At 63.3% G+C, this 15,754-nt stretch carries 13 protein-coding genes; 12 read left to right on the plus strand and 1 reads right to left on the minus strand.

Going from position 1 to position 15,754, the window contains the following annotated elements; all coding sequences use genetic code 11:
* The first annotated feature begins 12 nt into the window (after window positions 1-12).
* Together aspA and AWB78_RS19190 are read left to right on the plus strand one after the other, a co-directional pair.
* A complete protein-coding gene (aspA, locus tag AWB78_RS19185) occupies window positions 13-1,449 on the plus strand; it encodes an aspartate ammonia-lyase (protein WP_062607080.1) in 1,437 nt (478 codons plus the stop codon).
* A 211-nt stretch (window positions 1,450-1,660) separates the two neighbouring features.
* On the plus strand, window positions 1,661-2,848 hold the full coding sequence (locus tag AWB78_RS19190) for a hypothetical protein (protein WP_157697554.1): 1,188 nt from the start codon (window positions 1,661-1,663) through the stop codon (window positions 2,846-2,848).
* Between the two features lie 63 nt (window positions 2,849-2,911).
* Here the strand turns inward: AWB78_RS19190 and AWB78_RS19195 are convergent, their stop codons facing one another.
* Window positions 2,912-3,682 (minus strand): DUF3047 domain-containing protein, encoded by a 771-nt coding sequence (locus AWB78_RS19195; protein WP_062607084.1) that lies wholly within the window; start codon window positions 3,680-3,682, stop codon window positions 2,912-2,914.
* Between the two features lie 150 nt (window positions 3,683-3,832).
* On the opposite strand from AWB78_RS19195, the gene AWB78_RS19200 reads away from it, so the two are divergent.
* From AWB78_RS19200 to AWB78_RS19245, 10 genes are all read left to right on the plus strand, one after another.
* Window positions 3,833-4,846: a GlxA family transcriptional regulator gene (locus tag AWB78_RS19200; RefSeq protein ID WP_062607086.1), complete on the plus strand. Its 1,014-nt coding sequence runs from the start codon at window positions 3,833-3,835 to the stop codon at window positions 4,844-4,846.
* A gap of 172 nt (window positions 4,847-5,018) precedes the next feature.
* Entirely contained in the window at window positions 5,019-6,230 is a 1,212-nt protein-coding gene (locus tag AWB78_RS19205; protein ID WP_062607088.1) for a M24 family metallopeptidase, read from the plus strand.
* A gap of 80 nt (window positions 6,231-6,310) precedes the next feature.
* Window positions 6,311-7,105: a creatininase gene (locus tag AWB78_RS19210; protein ID WP_062607090.1), complete on the plus strand. Its 795-nt coding sequence runs from the start codon at window positions 6,311-6,313 to the stop codon at window positions 7,103-7,105.
* Entirely contained in the window at window positions 7,102-8,565 is a 1,464-nt protein-coding gene (locus AWB78_RS19215) for a purine-cytosine permease family protein (protein WP_062607092.1), read from the plus strand. Before AWB78_RS19210 ends, AWB78_RS19215 begins: the two co-directional genes overlap by 4 nt.
* A 349-nt stretch (window positions 8,566-8,914) precedes the next feature.
* Window positions 8,915-9,112, plus strand: coding sequence for a hypothetical protein (locus AWB78_RS19220; protein ID WP_062607094.1), 198 nt, complete (start codon window positions 8,915-8,917; stop codon window positions 9,110-9,112).
* Between the two features lie 126 nt (window positions 9,113-9,238).
* Window positions 9,239-10,411 carry a monovalent cation:proton antiporter-2 (CPA2) family protein gene (locus tag AWB78_RS19225; RefSeq protein WP_062607096.1) on the plus strand — a complete coding sequence of 391 codons (1,173 nt, stop codon included), beginning with the start codon at window positions 9,239-9,241 and terminating at the stop codon, window positions 10,409-10,411.
* A 118-nt stretch (window positions 10,412-10,529) separates the two neighbouring features.
* Window positions 10,530-11,630, plus strand: a complete 1,101-nt coding sequence (locus tag AWB78_RS19230; protein WP_062607097.1) for an AI-2E family transporter — start codon at window positions 10,530-10,532, stop codon at window positions 11,628-11,630.
* A gap of 23 nt (window positions 11,631-11,653) precedes the next feature.
* Complete coding sequence (locus AWB78_RS19235; RefSeq protein ID WP_062607099.1) at window positions 11,654-13,228, plus strand: TolC family protein; 1,575 nt, start codon at window positions 11,654-11,656, stop codon at window positions 13,226-13,228.
* Window positions 13,225-14,379, plus strand: a complete 1,155-nt coding sequence (locus AWB78_RS19240) for an HlyD family secretion protein (RefSeq protein ID WP_062607101.1) — start codon at window positions 13,225-13,227, stop codon at window positions 14,377-14,379. Before AWB78_RS19235 ends, AWB78_RS19240 begins: the two co-directional genes overlap by 4 nt.
* An 8-nt stretch (window positions 14,380-14,387) precedes the next feature.
* Entirely contained in the window at window positions 14,388-15,419 is a 1,032-nt protein-coding gene (locus tag AWB78_RS19245; protein ID WP_062607103.1) for a DUF2955 domain-containing protein, read from the plus strand.
* Window positions 15,420-15,754: the final 335 nt, after the last annotated feature.

The following is a 15,754-nucleotide window of genomic DNA, read 5'->3' on the forward strand; positions in this document are numbered from 1 at the left end:
TGAGAGGAAGACATGCTTGCACCGACCGAACGTATCGAACACGACCTTCTCGGCGATCTCGCCGTGCCTGCGACCGCCTATTACGGCGTGCACACGCTGCGCGCGCTGGAGAACTTTCCCATCACGGGCATTCCCATCTCCGTCTATCCGAATCTCGTCAACGCACTGGCGAGCGTGAAGGAAGCCGCGGCGCTCGCGAACTACGATCTCGGCCTTCTGAGCGAAGTGAAGATGCGGGCGATCGTGCAAGCGTGCAGGCAAGTGCGCTCGGGCACCGCGCACGAGCACTTCGTCGTCGATGTCATTCAGGGCGGAGCGGGCACGTCGACCAACATGAACGCGAACGAGGTCATCGCCAATCTCGCGCTCGAACATCTGGGGCATCAGCGCGGCGAATACGGCGTGCTGCATCCGAACGAGGACGTGAACCTCGGCCAGAGCACCAACGATGTCTATCCGACCGCGCTCAAGATCGCCACGTACGCGGGCATCATGCAGCTCGTCGATGCGATGGGCGTGCTGCGGGCATCGTTCGAACGCAAGGCGCTGGAGTTCGGCAACGATCTGAAGATGGGCCGCACGCAGCTTCAGGACGCCGTGCCGATGACGCTCGGTCAGGAGTTCAGCACGTTCGCGGTGATGCTCGGCGAGGACGAAGAGCGTCTGAGAGAAGCGGCCCGGCTGATCTGCGAGATCAATCTCGGCGCGACAGCGATCGGCACGGGCATCAACACGCATCCGGAGTATGCGCAGCTCGCATGCCGGCACCTGAGCGATGTGACCGGCATTGCGCTCACGACGTCGCCGAATCTCGTCGAAGCGACGCAGGATGTCGGCGCGTTCGTGCAGCTTTCGGGTGTGCTGAAGCGCGTCGCGGTCAAGCTCTCGAAGACCTGCAACGATCTGCGGCTGCTCGCGAGCGGGCCGCGCGCGGGTCTCGGCGAAATCAACCTGCCGCCGGTGCAGGCGGGGTCGAGCATCATGCCGGGCAAGGTGAACCCGGTGATTCCCGAGGTCGTCAACCAGATCGCGTTCGAAGTCATCGGCAACGATGTGACGGTGAGCTTCGCCGCCGAGGCGGGCCAGCTTCAGCTCAACGCGTTCGAGCCGATCATCGCGCATAGCCTTTTCAAGAGCGTCGCGCATTTGCGGGCGGGGTGCCTCACGCTGGCGTCGAAATGCGTCGACGGCATCACGGCGAATCGCGAGCGCCTGCGCGCGATTCTCGAGAGCTCGATCGGCATCGTGACGGCGCTCAATCCGTATATCGGCTATACGCATTCGACGGAAGTCGCGAAGGAAGCGCTCGTGTCCGGCAAGAGCGTGGCGCAGATCGTGATCGAGAAGGGGCTTCTGAGTCAGTCGCAACTCGACGACATCCTTCAGCCCGCGATGTTGACGCAGCCGAGGCACGTGACGGCCTCCGGCCGCACAGATGCCGCGGCATGATGCGGATACCGAACGAACGCGTCATGCCGGAGCGCTTCTCACGTTAGCGTCGGGTCACTGGCCGATTGCGGGCCGTGAATGATCCGTGCGTGCGCGAGTATCGAAGGGCGCATTGAAGTCCCGCTTTCCGCTGCCTAGAATGACTTGAATGGTCAGAAGGCGGCGGACGGCTCGCGCTCATGCCTTCATCGCATGACCTGGCGAAGGGGGCGTGATGTTCAACTCGGCCATACTCGAAGTCGCTACCGGCATCGTCTTCATCTATCTGCTTCTCAGCCTGATGTGCACGGCCTTGCGCGAGGGGATCGAGGGATTTCTCCGCACGCGCGCGTCGTATCTCGAGAGCGGCATCCGCGAGTTGCTGTTCGACGCCGAGGGCAAGGATCTCGCCAGGTCGTTCTACGAGCATCCGCTCATCTATAGCCTCTTTCCGGGCAATTACACGCCGATCGCCGTGGGGAGAATCGCAGGCCCGCTCACCGGCGGCAAGCGGCTGCCCGCCTACATTCCCGCGGCAAGCTTCGCGGCGGCGCTGATGGATATCATCGCGCGCGGGCCGGGGCCATCGGCGGGCCAGGCGCAGCCCGATGCAGCGTTGGCGCGGGCCGTCACGATCGAGGACGTCCGGAAGAATATCGGCTCGATCGCGAACCCCGCCGTACAGCGCGCCGTGCTGGCGGCACTCGACACGGCGCAGGGCGATCTCGAGAAGGCGCGCAAGAATCTCGAACATTGGTACGACAGCGCGATGGATCGCGTCTCAGGGCGCTACAAGCGTTCGACGCAGGGCGTGCTGTTCTGGATCGGCCTCGTGATCGCTGTCGGGTTCAATGTCGATACCATCACCCTTGCCGATTACCTCTATCGCAACGAGACGCAGCGCGGGGCGATCGTCGCGCAGGCCAGCCTTGCCTCGACCGATCCGGCGTTTCTCGCGAAGAACTATAGCGACGTGCAGGATCAGATCAGGAGTCTGCAACTTCCCATCGGCTGGGACTTTCTGTTCAGGGAGAACGCGCAGCAGAAGCTCGACAGGGCGAGGGCGGAAGCCGGCGCCATCGACAAAGCGGCGCAATCTCAGCGAGACACCACGCTGATCGACCGGCTGACGCCGTTCTGGAACGCCTACCACGGCTGGTTCATGAAGCCGCTCGGCTGGCTGCTCACCGCCTTCGCCATCACGCTCGGCGCGCCATTCTGGTTCGACATACTCAATAAAATCATGGTGATCCGGTCGACCGTCAAGCCGCACGAAAAGAGCCCTGAAGAAGCATCGGAGGATCGTCAGGCGGGTGCGCGCGCGGCAAGCCCGCCGGCCGTGATTCATATCGTGTCGCCCGGCGCGGCGATGCCTCCCGTTCCCCGCGATGAGCCACCCGGCACCGATGAAGATCGTTGACGGCATCTTCCGTGCGGTTATAGCGCCTGAATTGCTACACGCCGGGGCGAGCGCGCCGTCCCCTCACGGTCCGGGCAGCAACTGGATGTCTCCGTACCACGCGCGCGCCGTAGCACCGGTATTGTCGGTATCGCTCAGCAGGCCATAGCCCGTGATCCGTCCTGGCGCTTCGTGAAAGACCTTCTCGTAGTCTTGCACGATGTTGCGGTGCAAGCTTTGCCATTCACCCGCATCGCCGGGGCGGCCGGAAACGACGATCATCTGCACGCGCCCGGTATGAGGATTCGCGATGACGCTGTCCGGCGCGGCCGTGGTCGACCAGACATACATGAGCGTGGCATAGGGCAGATCCTGACCGCCCATGCGCTTCGCCACTTCCATGCTGGCGCGGTCGTAAAGCGACAGTTTGCTCTTGTCGCCGTCGAAGACGAACACCAGTCGCGCGGGCGCATCTTCCTTGGACCCCGTCCGGTTGTCCGCGCCCTCGATCGCCTTTTCCGCCTTCCAGCGCCATGCCACGACAGGCGTCTGAGCCAGATCGATATCGCCCTCATGCATCAGTGCGGACGCCGAGCGGTTCGCGTCGGCTTGCAGAACGGTCGTCTGGCCGTCGCGGACGAGCGTGTATTGCGTCATCGGCTTTCCGCGCACGACCGGCAGATTCTTCCATCCCGCGGGCAGTGGCGCGCCCGGCTCCAGCGTCGAAAAGCTGACGCCCGGTTTTTCCGCGTGAACCGCGTTGGATAACGGCGACAACACGAGCGCGAGAGACACGGCGATCGCGGCGCGCCAGGCTTTCCGCTTCCGCATGAGCGGGATCGAACGAAGATACATGGCTGATCGTCCCTGGCTGTTTGGCTACATTCATTGTAGCGGGCTATGCCGTGACTATCGCGGTCTGGATCAGGGCACGTCACGGGAAAGCAAAACGCGATCTTGGCGCTATGATTCGCGAGCCTTCCAACTTAATCGCGTGGGTCGCCCATGTCATCCGGTGTCAAACCGCATCTGAAAAAGCAGGCGAATCCGGGCTTGCACGACTTGCGAACGCTGCGGATCGGATTCCTTCTGCTGGAGAACTTTTCGCTGATCGCGCTCGGCACGGCCGTGGATCCGCTGCGCATCGCGAACATGCTCGTCGAGCGCACGGTGTACGACTATGCGCTGATCGGCACGAACGGCGATGCCGTGCGTTCCAGCGACGGCATCCAGGTGATTCCGAACACCTCGATGTCCTCGACGGCAAAGTTCGATGCTGTCTTCGTCGTCGGGCCCAACCCGATACCGCGCAAGGGCATCGGCGCAATCATGGACTGGCTGCGCCTGCAGGCGCGTCATGGCGTGGCGCTCGGCGGTCTCGATACCGGAAGTTACTTTCTCGCGCGCGCGGGCCTGTTGAACGGCTATCGCTGCACGATCCACTGGGAAGATCAGGACGTCCTGCTGGAGCAGTTTCCGAAGCTCACTGTCTCCAATCGTCTCTATGAAGTGGATCGCGATCGTTTCACATGCAGCGGCGGCGTCGCGCCACTGGATCTCATGGTGCATCTGCTCGGAAGGCCGCCCGGCAGTCCGACGCTGGCGGCGCGCGTGCTCGAACTGCTCGTGGCGGAGCGGCGGCGCGGCGAAGAGCGCCAGATCACGTCCTTGCGTCAATACATCGGCGAGGAGCACACGAAGCTCGATGAAGCGCTGCAAGTGATGGAAAGCAATGTCGAGGAAACGCTGAGCGTCGCGGAGATCGCCGCGTTCATCAAGGTCTCGCAGCGCCAGCTCGAACGATGGTTCCGGGAGCGTCTCGACAAGACGCCCGCGCAGGCCTACCTCGAAATCCGGCTGCTGCGTGCGCGTCAGATTCTTTATCGCACCGCGCGGCCGCTCGAGGAAGTTTGCGCACGCACGGGCTTTACGTCTCTCACGCACTTCTCCGCGCGCTACAAGGCGCAGTTCAACATCTCGCCCATTGCGGATCGCAGGCGGTATCAGAAGGCGCTTTGACCCCTTGGTACGCACATAATATGCGCCTCGCACGACCGTGCGCGGCGCCGGTCGTGGTTAACCCTCGATGTCGAAAACAGCGATGTTCCGTGTCGAATCCGGAAATGTTTCAAAGCCTGAGGCTCCTACCATTCGCTCACACCAACCGACTTTTCACCAGGGAGCAGAGCGCATGAAAATGGAGAACCTCATCCGGATCGAGAATGGCGAGAAGGCCAAGCACACGTTCTCCGACGCCGAATATGCGAACCGTCAAGGCAAGCTGCGCGATCTGATGGCGCGCGAGAACATCGACGCGGTGCTGTTCACGTCCTATCACAACATCAACTACTACGCGGATTTCCTGTACTGCTCGTTCGGCCGCAAGTACGGACTCGTGGTGACGCCGAGGAAGGTCGTGTCGATTTCGGCGAACATCGATGGCGGCCAGCCGTGGCGGCGCACCGTCGGCGACTATAACGTTGTCTATACGGACTGGCAGCGCGACAATTTCTTCCGTGCGGTGCAGGGCGAAATCGACAACAAGGGTCGCGTGGGCGTGGAGTTCGATCAGCTTCCCGTCGAAACGCTTACGAAGTTGAAGGCCGCGCTGCCGTCCGTCGAATTCGTCGATATCAGCGCGCAGACCATGCGCATGCGCATGATCAAGTCCGCGGAAGAGATCGAAGTGATCCGGCACGGCGCGAACGTGTGCGACGTGGGCGGCGCGGCCCTTGCGGCAGCGGTGCATGAAGGCGTGCCCGAACACGAGGTCGCGCTCGCATCGACGCAGGCGATGGTGCGCGAGATCGCGCGGCGCTTTCCCGATTCGGAGCTGATGGACACCTGGACCTGGTTCCAGTCCGGCATCAACACGGACGGCGCGCATAACCCCGTCACCACGCGCAAGGTGCAGAGGGGCGACATCCTGAGCCTGAACTGCTTCTCGATGATCGGGGGCTACTACACCGCGCTCGAACGCACGATGTTCTTCGATCACTGTTCCGACGAGCATCTGCGTCTGTGGAAGATCAATGTCGAGGTGCATGAAGCGGGGCTGAAACTCATCAAACCGGGCGCGCGTTGCTGCGATATCGCCAGCGAGCTCAACAAGATCTATGCCGAATACGGCGTCCTGCAATACCGCACGTTCGGTTACGGTCACTCGTTCGGCGTGCTCTCGCATTACTACGGGCGCGAGGCGGGGCTTGAATTGCGCGAGGACATCGAGACGGTGCTTCAGCCCAACATGGTCGTGTCGATGGAACCGATGATCATGCTGCCGCAAGGCTTGCCGGGCGCGGGCGGCTATCGTGAGCACGATATTCTCGTCGTCGGCGAGAAGGGCGCGACGAATATCACCGGTTTCCCGTATGGGCCGGAGCGCAACATCATCGCTGCCTGAGCGACGTTCGCGCAGGGACGCCCGTGGCGCGTGCCGCGGGCGCTTCGTGCCCACTCATCAGCAGAGGAAGGGAGGAGAAGATGAAAGAGAGCGTGGTAATAGGCGAGCTCGCGTGGCCCGAGTATGCGCGACGCATAGGCGTTGGTCAGCCCGTGCTGATTCCGATCGGCGCACTGGAGCAGCACGGCCCGCACATGTCGATGAATCCCGACGTGCTGCTGCCGACCGCGATCGGGGTCGGCGTCGCAGAGAGAATCGGCGCGCTCGTCGCGCCGGCGATCGCATACGGCTATAAATCGCAGCAGAAAAGCGGCGGCGGCAATCATCTGTGCGGCACGACGAGTCTCGACGGCCACACGTTGTCATCGACGGTGAAGGACATTCTCAAGGAATTCGCTCGACACGGCGCGCGCAAGGTCTGTCTCATCAACGGCCACTTCGAGAATTCGATGTTCGCCGTGGAAGGCATCGACCTCGCACTGCGCGAGTTGCGCTGGGAGAACGTGCACGACTTTCAGGTCGTGATGCTCTCGTACTGGGACTTCGTTACCGATGCAACCATCGCGCGCATCTATCCCGAAGGCTTTCCGGGCTGGGCCGTCGAGCATGGCGGCGTGCTGGAGACCTCGCTGATGCTGCATCTTCATCCGCATCTCGTCGATATGTCGTGCGTGCCGACGCATGCGGCGGCGACGTTTCCGCCCTACGACGTCTTCCCGACGATTCGCGAATGGACGCCCGCTTCCGGATGTCTCTCGTCCGCGGCCAACGCGACGGCGGAGAAGGGCCAGCTGCTGTTCGACGTCTGCGTCGACGGCATTGTCAATGCGCTGCGCGAAGCGTATGACGCACGATCGAACGGAGGCAAGCCATGAGCACGCATCAAGGCACGGAAGTCGCGGCGGACAAGGCGTGGAGCATCGAGCAGCACGCCATCGATCCGATCCCGCGTGAAGACCGGCACGGCACGCCCGGCGAGCTCTTCAAGATGTGGATCGGCGCGAATACGAATTACGTGGTCGTGGTGACGGGCGCGCTCGCGTTGTCGCAAGGTCTGTCGCTGTGGCAGGCGCTTCTGGCGATTCTCGTCGGCAATTTCTTCGGCTGTCTCGTGCTCGGTCTCACCACGATCATGGGGCCGAAGACGGGTACGTCGGGCATCATGACATCGCGCAGCTCGTTCGGGCAGATCGGCTCGTTTCTGCCGAAAGCGGTCAGCCTGATATCCGCGTTGAGCTGGTTCTCGATCAACTCCGTCGTCGCGACGCAAGCGCTCGAAACGCTGCTGAAAATGAGCGGCTTTCATAGTCACATGGTCGTGTGGGTGTCGCTCGCGATCATTCTCGCGGCGGAGATCGTTCTGGCGATCTTCGGGCACGCGACGATCATCGCGGCGGAGAAGTGGATCGCGCTCGTGCTCGCGGTGTTGTTCGCCGGCCTCGCCTGGTTCGTGCTGCCGCATACGAGTCTCGCGATCGCGTCGCAGGTGAATCACGGCGGCGGCTCGTTCAGCACATGGCTCATCGCGATGGGCATCGTGTTCTCGTATCCGATCGGCTGGGCCAACTTCGCTTCCGACTACAGCCGCTATTTTCCGGCGGAAACGAGCTGGAAGAAGATCGTGCTCGCGGCGGGCGGCGGCCAGTTCGTCGCGCTGATGTTCTGCGAAGTGATCGGCGTGCTCTTCGCGACCGCGCTCGGCGGCACGCTCGGTGAAGACCCCGTGAGCCAGTTGTCGCGCTTCCTGCCGACGTGGTTCATCGTGCCGCTGTTGTTCGCGATCATTCTCGGCGGCATCGCGGCCAACGTGCCCAACGGTTACACCGCCGGTCTCGGCCTGCTCGCGATGCGCATTCCGATCAACCGCGTGACCTCGCTTGCGATCATCGCGCTGTTCACGCTGTCGTTCCGTGTGGTGACCGTGTTCTATGGCGAGTTCTTCGGCATGTATCAGATCTTCCTGAACTACATGGTGTTCTGGACCGCGCCCTGGGCCGCGATCGTGGTCGTGGACTACTTCCTGCGCGGCGGACGCTATCGTGCCGACGACTGGATGAAGTGGGGCAGCGGCGCGTACTGGTACACGAAGGGCGTGTTCTGGCCCGGGATCATCGCGTGGCTTCTGGGCATCGGCGCGTCGCTCGCGTTTTCGAATTCGCCCACCTTCGTCAGCCCGCTCATGCGCGATGTGCTCGGCTGGGGCGATCTGAGCTTCGAATGCTCGTTGCTCGTCGGCGGCCTCGCATACTTCCTTCTCGCGCGCCGGCATCCGCTTTTTCCGGTAGCCCACGGCGTCGAGCGCGTGCAGACGGACGCGCGTTCCACTTCCGTCTGAGCGTCCCATGCTCGAACTCCGCGCAAGAAAAACAGCACATGAATATGAAAAGCGCGGTATCCGCTCATGCGCAACTGAAGCCCGCCGCGAGCGCGGGCTTCAGCGCGAACGGGAATCGGGCGTAATGATGCACATGCCTAATGCGTTGACGGGGTCGACCGGTTGACGAGCGACTGAACTCGCAGTATCAGATATGGGGGAGGTTCCGGATTGCCGCCGGCGAGAAGGCCGTCCTGACCTCGGGAAATACGTCGTGATATGCGACCGCTGAAAGCGGTCGGCCAGAACTACAAGCACCGCAGTCGACGCAGACCTTCATACGCGTACTCGAACGATCGGGGATACAGGTATGCTCAGCGCGCACGAATTCGCGACACTCATGCTGGTCAAGGACGGCGCCGATCAGATCGTCGACCGCCAGGAACTCGATACGTTGCTGGAGCGCCGGCTGGTCGCCATCGAGCAGCGCGTCGGCGACGCCACACGCCCTTGCATCACCGAAGCCGGGGATTCGCTGTTGCGCGCGGTGCGGCGATCCCGTCACTGAGGCATCGGAAGCGGCCGGAAGCGGCCAGCCGTTCGAGTCTTCCTCCTCGCGCCGTCGACTGCGCTCGACTCATCGGCTCGTGCAAGTGAATCCCCTTTGTCGTCGATCGATTCAGGAGGACCGCGCATGACAAAGCTGCTCATCGACATGGTGATCTTCCTTGCGTCGGCGCTCATCACCGTGCCGCTTGCGGTGCGCTTCGGCTTCGGGGCCGTGCTCGGCTATCTGGTGGCGGGCGTCATGATCGGTCCGTGGGCGCTGCAACTGGTGACCGACGTCGACGCGATCCTTCATTTTTCCGAGCTGGGCATCGTGCTGATGATGTTCGTGATCGGACTCGAGATGAGGGTCGACGCGTTGTGGGCGATGCGCCGCACCATCTTCGGCTACGGCGCCATGCAGATGACGGTCTGCGCCGCCGCGTTGTCGGGGATCTTTCTGCTGCTGGGATTGCCCTGGCGCATAGCATTGACTGGCGGGCTCGCGCTCTCGCTGTCATCGACGGCAATGGTGATGTCCGAGCTCCAGGAGCGCAAGTTGATGGACACGCCGACGGGCCGTGCCGGCTTCGGCATCCTCCTGTTCCAGGACATGGCGGCCATTCCGCTGATCGCGCTGCTGCCGCTGCTCGGGCCCGCCGTTCCCACGCCCGCGGGGGAACCCGGCTGGCTCGTGGCGTTGAAGGCGATCGCCATGCTGGGGGCGATAGCGCTGGCGGGTCGCTATCTGCTGCACGTCGTGCTGCGTGTGATACGGAGCACCGGTGTGCCGGAGATCTTCACCGCTTTCGCGCTGCTCTGGATCATCGGCATCGCGCTGCTCATGGAGAGTGTTCATCTGTCGATGTCCCTGGGCGCGTTCGTCGCAGGCGTGCTGCTCGCCGACTCGGATTATCGCCACGAAGTCGAAGTCGACATGGCGCCGTTCAAGGGCCTCTTGCTCGGCCTGTTTTTCATTGCGGTTGGAATGTCGATGGATTTCAGTGTATTGATGAGTGAGCCGCTGCGGGTTGGCGTGCTTGTCGTGGCACTGGTCGGGATCAAGACGATCGCGCAGTGGCTTCTTGCGAATCGATTCGACGTTCCGCCTGCGCAACGCGGCTACTTTGCGATCCTGCTTTCGCAGGGCGGCGAGTTCGCGTTCGTGGTGATGGCTGCATCGCTGGCTGCGCGTGTCATCGATCAGCGGCAGGCATCGCTGGTCACGCTGGTCGTCGCGCTCTCGATGGTATCGACACCTCTGTTGCTGCTCGTGCATCGACGGCTCTCCGGAGCGCATGCGCGAACCCGAGCGAGTTGATCGTATCGTCGTCCGGCTGTTTGAGAAGTCATGTTGTCCGTCCTAGACTTGGACTGGCGAACACATTATCTGGTTTGCCGTCCGGATAGCCTTGCGGCAAGCTGCGAGGAGGCCTGAGATGCTATCGCCGATCACCGAACGCACCCTCTCCAGGGAACTGCTCGACGTCCTGATTCGCGCCGGGCTCGTTGCCGTTCTGGCCGTCTTCTGTTTTCGCGTTTTCGTCCCGTTCCTCGACCTGATGGTCTGGGCGCTGATCCTTGCGGTCACGTTATATCCGCTTCAGGTTCGACTTCGCGGCTCGCGCGGCGGCAAGGATGGCCTGATCGCCACGCTGATCATCCTCGTTGCTTTTGTCGTCATTCTCGTGCCGACGTACCTGCTCGGTGTCGCAGTGGCCCATTCGATCGAGCGCGGGATGGCGGTCTTCAAGAGCGGCAGCTTCGAGATACCGCCGCCGGCGGAATCGGTTGCCGCATGGCCTTTGGTAGGGCAGCGGGTGTACGACTTCTGGGCTCAGGCGTCCACGGACATGACGGGCGTCGCGCAGAAGTTCGCTCCGCAACTCAAGCAAGCCGGTCTCGCGGTGCTCGGCACGGTCACCGGTCTGGGCGCCGGGCTGCTCGTGTTCTTCCTTGCGCTGATCGTCGCGGGCATCTTCATGGCGCACGGCGAGAAGGGTTATCGGAGCGCGGTGCAGATCGCCTCGCGAATCTCCGGACCGGAGAACGGCCAGCAGATCGCCGATCTGTGCACGGCCACGATCCGCGCGGTGGCGCAGGGCGTGGTCGGCATCGCGTTCATCCAGATGCTGCTGATCGGCATCGCGTTCGTCGTCATGGGCATTCCTGGTGCGGGTCTGCTGGCGCTTGCGGTGCTGCTCATCGGGATCATGCAGTTGCCGGCCACACTGATCACGATTCCGGTGATCATCTTCGTCATCGTGACCAAGGGCGTCAGCACGGCGACGATCGTGTTTTCCATCTATGTTTTCGTCGCGGGTCTCGCCGATAACGTGCTCAAGCCGCTGTTGCTGGGACGCGGTGTCGCGGTGCCGATGCCCGTGGTGCTGATCGGCGCGCTCGGCGGCATGGTGACGGGTGGAGTGATCGGCCTGTTCATCGGACCCGTGATGCTCGCGGTCGCTTACAAGCTGTTCTGGCGTTGGGTGAAGGACCAGCCGGCGTCCGATCCGTTGAAACAGCAGAAGCAGATTTGACGAGCCCTGCTCAGACGACGCCGATGTCGCCTTCAATGCGCCCATGCGGGATGACACTTCTGCTCCGGGCTGGCGGCATCGTGTTTTGCGTTGCAGGATTCCTGAGCGCTTGCATGCGCGTGGGCCCCGACTTCCATCCGCAGCACGAGAGCTGGAGCGAGCACTGGAGCAGTGCGACGCTCGAGCAGGTCACCCGTCAGGCAGCGCAGCCCGACCTGCGGGAATGGTGGACGGTTTTCGGCGACGAGACCGTCGGGCGCCTGATTGCGCAGGCCGATGCCGGCAATGGCAACCTGCAGATCGCCGGGCTGCGTGTGATCGAAGCGCGCGCGCAACTCGGCATCGCGCTCGCGGGACAATACCCTCAAGTGCAGCAGGCGAGCGCCGAGGTGCTTGCCTCGGCGCGCAAGCGCTCGGACGGCTTCAATCCTCGCTCGGGCGCTTATTTGCAGTACGGCGCGGGTTTCGTCGTCGGATGGGAGCTCGACTTCTGGGGGCGCTTCGCCCGCGCGATCGAATCGGCCGACGCCTCGTTCTTCGCCGCGCAGGCGAATCGCGATGCCACGCTGGTTCTGCTGCACGCGCAGGTCGCCGATGCCTACTTCGCGCTGCGCACCGCCGAGGCGCGCCTGCGCATCGCGCGCGAGAACGCGCAGTTGCAAAAGCGCAGCTACGACATCGCGCAAAAGCTCTTCAAGGCCGGCGAGACCGATGAACTGGATCTCCAGCAGGCGAAGACGCAGTATCTCGGCACGCTGAGCAGCATCCCGGATCTCGAGAGCCAGATCGTCCTCGCGCGGCACGCGCTGTCCGTGCTGATGGGACGTCCGCCCGGCCCGCTGCCGGAACTCGACGCGTCGCCCGGCAAGGAAGGCGTGATTCCGCTCGTGGATCGCGCGGTGCTGCAGGACGTGCCCGCCGACCTGCTGTTGCGGCGCCCCGACGTGCTCGCCGCCGAATACCAGATGGCCGCGCAGTCGGCGCTCATCGGCGTGGCGGAAGCCGATTTCTATCCGTCGGTCTCGCTGCTCGGCACCCTCGGCTGGAGCGCGAGCTCGCTCACCGGATCGCCGAACACGCTGCTGGTGGCAGCCGGCCCGAGCGTCGTCTGGAATGTCTTCGATCACGGCAGGATCACGAACAACGTGCGTGTCCAGGACGCCCGGCTCCAGCAGTTGACGGTCGCCTACCAGAACACGGTGCGCGAAGCCGCGCGCGAAGCCGATGATGCCGCCACTACGCTGTTCGCCGCGTTGCGGCGCGACAGCATCCTGAACGACGCTCAAGGTGCGGCGCGGCGCTCGCTGACGCTCGCCAACACGATCTACCGGGAGGGCTATTCGGACTTCCAGCGCGTGCTCGATGCGCAGCGCGCGCTGTTCGCGCAGCAGGACGCGTATGTCGTCAACCGGCGCAACGCGGTAAGCAGTCTGATCGCGCTTTACAAGGCGCTGGGCGGCGGCTGGTACACGCGGCAGCCGCTCGTCGATGCCGCGACGCGCCAGCAGATGCAGCAACGCACCGACTGGGGCGACCTGCTGAATGATGTCAGCGCGCCGGGGGCCGCGGGTGCGCCATCCGAAGGAGCGTCGCGATGAGCGAAACGTCCGGGCCGACCAAGGCTGCGCCGGCGCAGTCGCCATCGCCGCCGCCGCCGCCATCGCCGTCTGAGCCGGCCGGCGATCCGTCGGGCAGGGCGGTCAAGTGGGTCGTCGTTCTGATCGTCGTGAGCCTGATCTGGTACCTGCTTGCCGACCGGTTCACGCCTTACACGCAACAGGCGCGTGTGCAGGCTTATGTCGTGCCGGTCGTCGCGGAAATATCCGGCCGCGTGACGCGCGTGTTTGTCCATAACAACCAGGAGGTCAACGCTGGCGACGTGCTCTTCGAAATCGATAGCGAGCAATATCGCATTGCCGCCGACCGGTCGCGGGCCGAACTCGAAACCATGCGCCGGCAGGTCGGCGCGAGCACGGCGGGCATCGATTCGGCGCGCGCGTCGCTGCGTGCGGCGATCGCGAACGAGCTCAAGGCGCGGCAGGACAGCGAGCGGCTCGAGAGGCTTTATCGCGAGGACGAAGGCACGATTTCTCTGCGCCGCCTCGAGGTGGCGCGCGCGACATACGAGCAGGCCCAAAGCCAGGTCGCGGCGGCGCGCGCCGAAGTGGAGCGCGCACGCGAGCAGCAAGGCGGCATCGAAGCGGAGAACGCCCAGTTGCGCAGCGCCGCCGCCGCGCTCGAAAAGGCCGAACTCGATCTGGCCAACACGCGTATCAAGGCGCGCACGGGCGGCGTCATCACGGATCTCAGCACGGAAGTCGGGCAGTTCGCGGCGGCAGGCAAGGCGGTGATGACGCTCATCGCGATCCGCGATGTGTGGATCAGCGCGGACATGACCGAGAACAACCTGGGTCGTCTCAAGCCCGGCACGCGCGTTGCCATTGCGCTGGATGCGTTGCCGGGCGAGGTCTTTGAAGGGCGTGTGCGCAGCATCGGCTATGGCGTGAGCGTCGGGCAAAGCACGCCGCCCGGCAGCTTGCCGTCCGTGCAGAACAGCCGCGACTGGCTGCGTCCGGCGCAGCGCTTTCCGGTGATCGTCGAGTTCGACGCGAATGAGCGTGCGCGTCTCAGCAACATCCGCGTGGGCGGGCAGGCCGAGGTGATGGCGTTTCCGAGTCAGGGCAATCCGCTCAATCCGCTCGGCCGCGTGTTTCTGCGCGTGATGAGCTGGGTCTCCTACGTCTACTGAAGATGGCCATGGAGAACAGGCTCCAGCTTTCCGGTCGACGCGCGCTGCGCATGGCCACGGGAACGGCGTCGTGCCTTGCGATCAGCTTCGCGCTGGATCTGTCGATTCCCGTGATCGCGCCGGTGTTCGCCGCCTTTCTGCTCGCGACGCAAAACCGGCCATTGTCGTTCAAGGCCGGCGTGATGCTCGGGCTCGTCGTGATGCTCACCACGGGCAGTGGCCTTCTGCTCGTCCCGCTGCTTCGGCATTACGCGTTCGCCGGCGTGATGCTCATCGGTCTCCTGCTTTTTCTCGCGTTTCGCTACGGACTGCGCGGCGGGAACAATCTCGTCGCGACCTTTCTGGTGGCGGGGCTCACGATGGTCTCCGCAGCGGGCACCGCTGACTTCCAGGTGGCCGTCACCGTGGTCGGCGCGCTCGTGAAGGGGCTGCTGCTGGCCGTGCTGATTTCGGCTCTGACTCACTGGCTATTTCCCGAGACCGTCAGTGCGCGACCACCACCGGCGGCGCGTGTCATGTCCGCCGATCGCGCGATGTACATCGCGCTGCGTGCCGCGCTCGTCGTCATGCCAGCGTATCTGCTCGCCATGACCGACCCGACGAGCTATATGCCGATCATCATGAAATCCGTCAGCCTCGGCAGACAGAGTTGCACGGCAACGGCGCGCAGTGCGGCGCGCGAGCTCATCGGCTCCACGCTCTTCGGTGGCGCGCTCGCGATGGCGTTCTGGTTTGCGCTCAGACTTGCCGTGGACCTGTGGATGTTCTTCCTGTGGATGCTGCTCTTCGGCCTGCTCGTCGGACGCAAGCTTTACGGCATCAATCCGACGCGGTACTCGCCGGGCTTCTGGCTGAATAGCCTCGTCACGATGATCATCCTGCTTGGCCAGTCGGTGCAGGACAGCGTGATGGGCAAGGATGTCTACACGGCGTTTGCGGTGCGCATGGGGCTTTTTCTTGCCGTCACGCTCTATGCGTGTCTGATGCTGGTGCTTTTCGATCGACCGCGCAACACGCGATCGCCCTCCGACGCGAACTAGCGTTTCCCGGTGCGGACCTCGATTCGCCTCCGGTTCCATTCGGCTCGTGGACTCTCTCAATCTGGCCCGAAAAATAATTTAAAAAAGACGCTTGACGTCCCTGAAATACCCCCGCATAATTCGCCTCCCGTTGAATGACGGCGCGCAAGAAAGCAAGCGAAAGCGAAGCAAATAACTGCGCAATGCTCTTTAAAAACTAACAGCCGATAAGTGTGGGCGCTTGATGGCGAGTGCGGTTTCAGTCTTTCGGGGCTGAAGCAAATAGCAAAAGTAATCAAGAGTCTCACACGAAGTATCAGAGGAAGGTTTTTTCATCTTTGGATGGAATAAATCAT

Source organism: Caballeronia calidae (assembly GCF_900044055.2).
Taxonomy (GTDB): domain Bacteria; phylum Pseudomonadota; class Gammaproteobacteria; order Burkholderiales; family Burkholderiaceae; genus Caballeronia; species Caballeronia calidae.

Bases quoted from the DNA above. Each gene is read 5' to 3' on its own strand.
- AWB78_RS19235 (WP_062607099.1), top strand. From the start codon at position 11,654: ATGTCGCCTTCAATGCGCCCATGCGGGATGACACTTCTGCTCCGGGCT.
- aspA (WP_062607080.1), top strand. From the start codon at position 13: ATGCTTGCACCGACCGAACGTATCGAACACGACCTTCTCGGCGATCTC.
- AWB78_RS19230 (WP_062607097.1), top strand. From the start codon at position 10,530: ATGCTATCGCCGATCACCGAACGCACCCTCTCCAGGGAACTGCTCGAC.
- AWB78_RS19225 (WP_062607096.1), top strand. From the start codon at position 9,239: ATGACAAAGCTGCTCATCGACATGGTGATCTTCCTTGCGTCGGCGCTC.
- AWB78_RS19205 (WP_062607088.1), top strand. From the start codon at position 5,019: ATGAAAATGGAGAACCTCATCCGGATCGAGAATGGCGAGAAGGCCAAG.
- AWB78_RS19240 (WP_062607101.1), top strand. From the start codon at position 13,225: ATGAGCGAAACGTCCGGGCCGACCAAGGCTGCGCCGGCGCAGTCGCCA.
- AWB78_RS19215 (WP_062607092.1), top strand. From the start codon at position 7,102: ATGAGCACGCATCAAGGCACGGAAGTCGCGGCGGACAAGGCGTGGAGC.
- AWB78_RS19245 (WP_062607103.1), top strand. From the start codon at position 14,388: ATGGAGAACAGGCTCCAGCTTTCCGGTCGACGCGCGCTGCGCATGGCC.
- AWB78_RS19220 (WP_062607094.1), top strand. From the start codon at position 8,915: ATGCTCAGCGCGCACGAATTCGCGACACTCATGCTGGTCAAGGACGGC.
- AWB78_RS19210 (WP_062607090.1), top strand. From the start codon at position 6,311: ATGAAAGAGAGCGTGGTAATAGGCGAGCTCGCGTGGCCCGAGTATGCG.
- AWB78_RS19200 (WP_062607086.1), top strand. From the start codon at position 3,833: ATGTCATCCGGTGTCAAACCGCATCTGAAAAAGCAGGCGAATCCGGGC.
- AWB78_RS19195 (WP_062607084.1), bottom strand. From the start codon at position 3,682: ATGTATCTTCGTTCGATCCCGCTCATGCGGAAGCGGAAAGCCTGGCGC.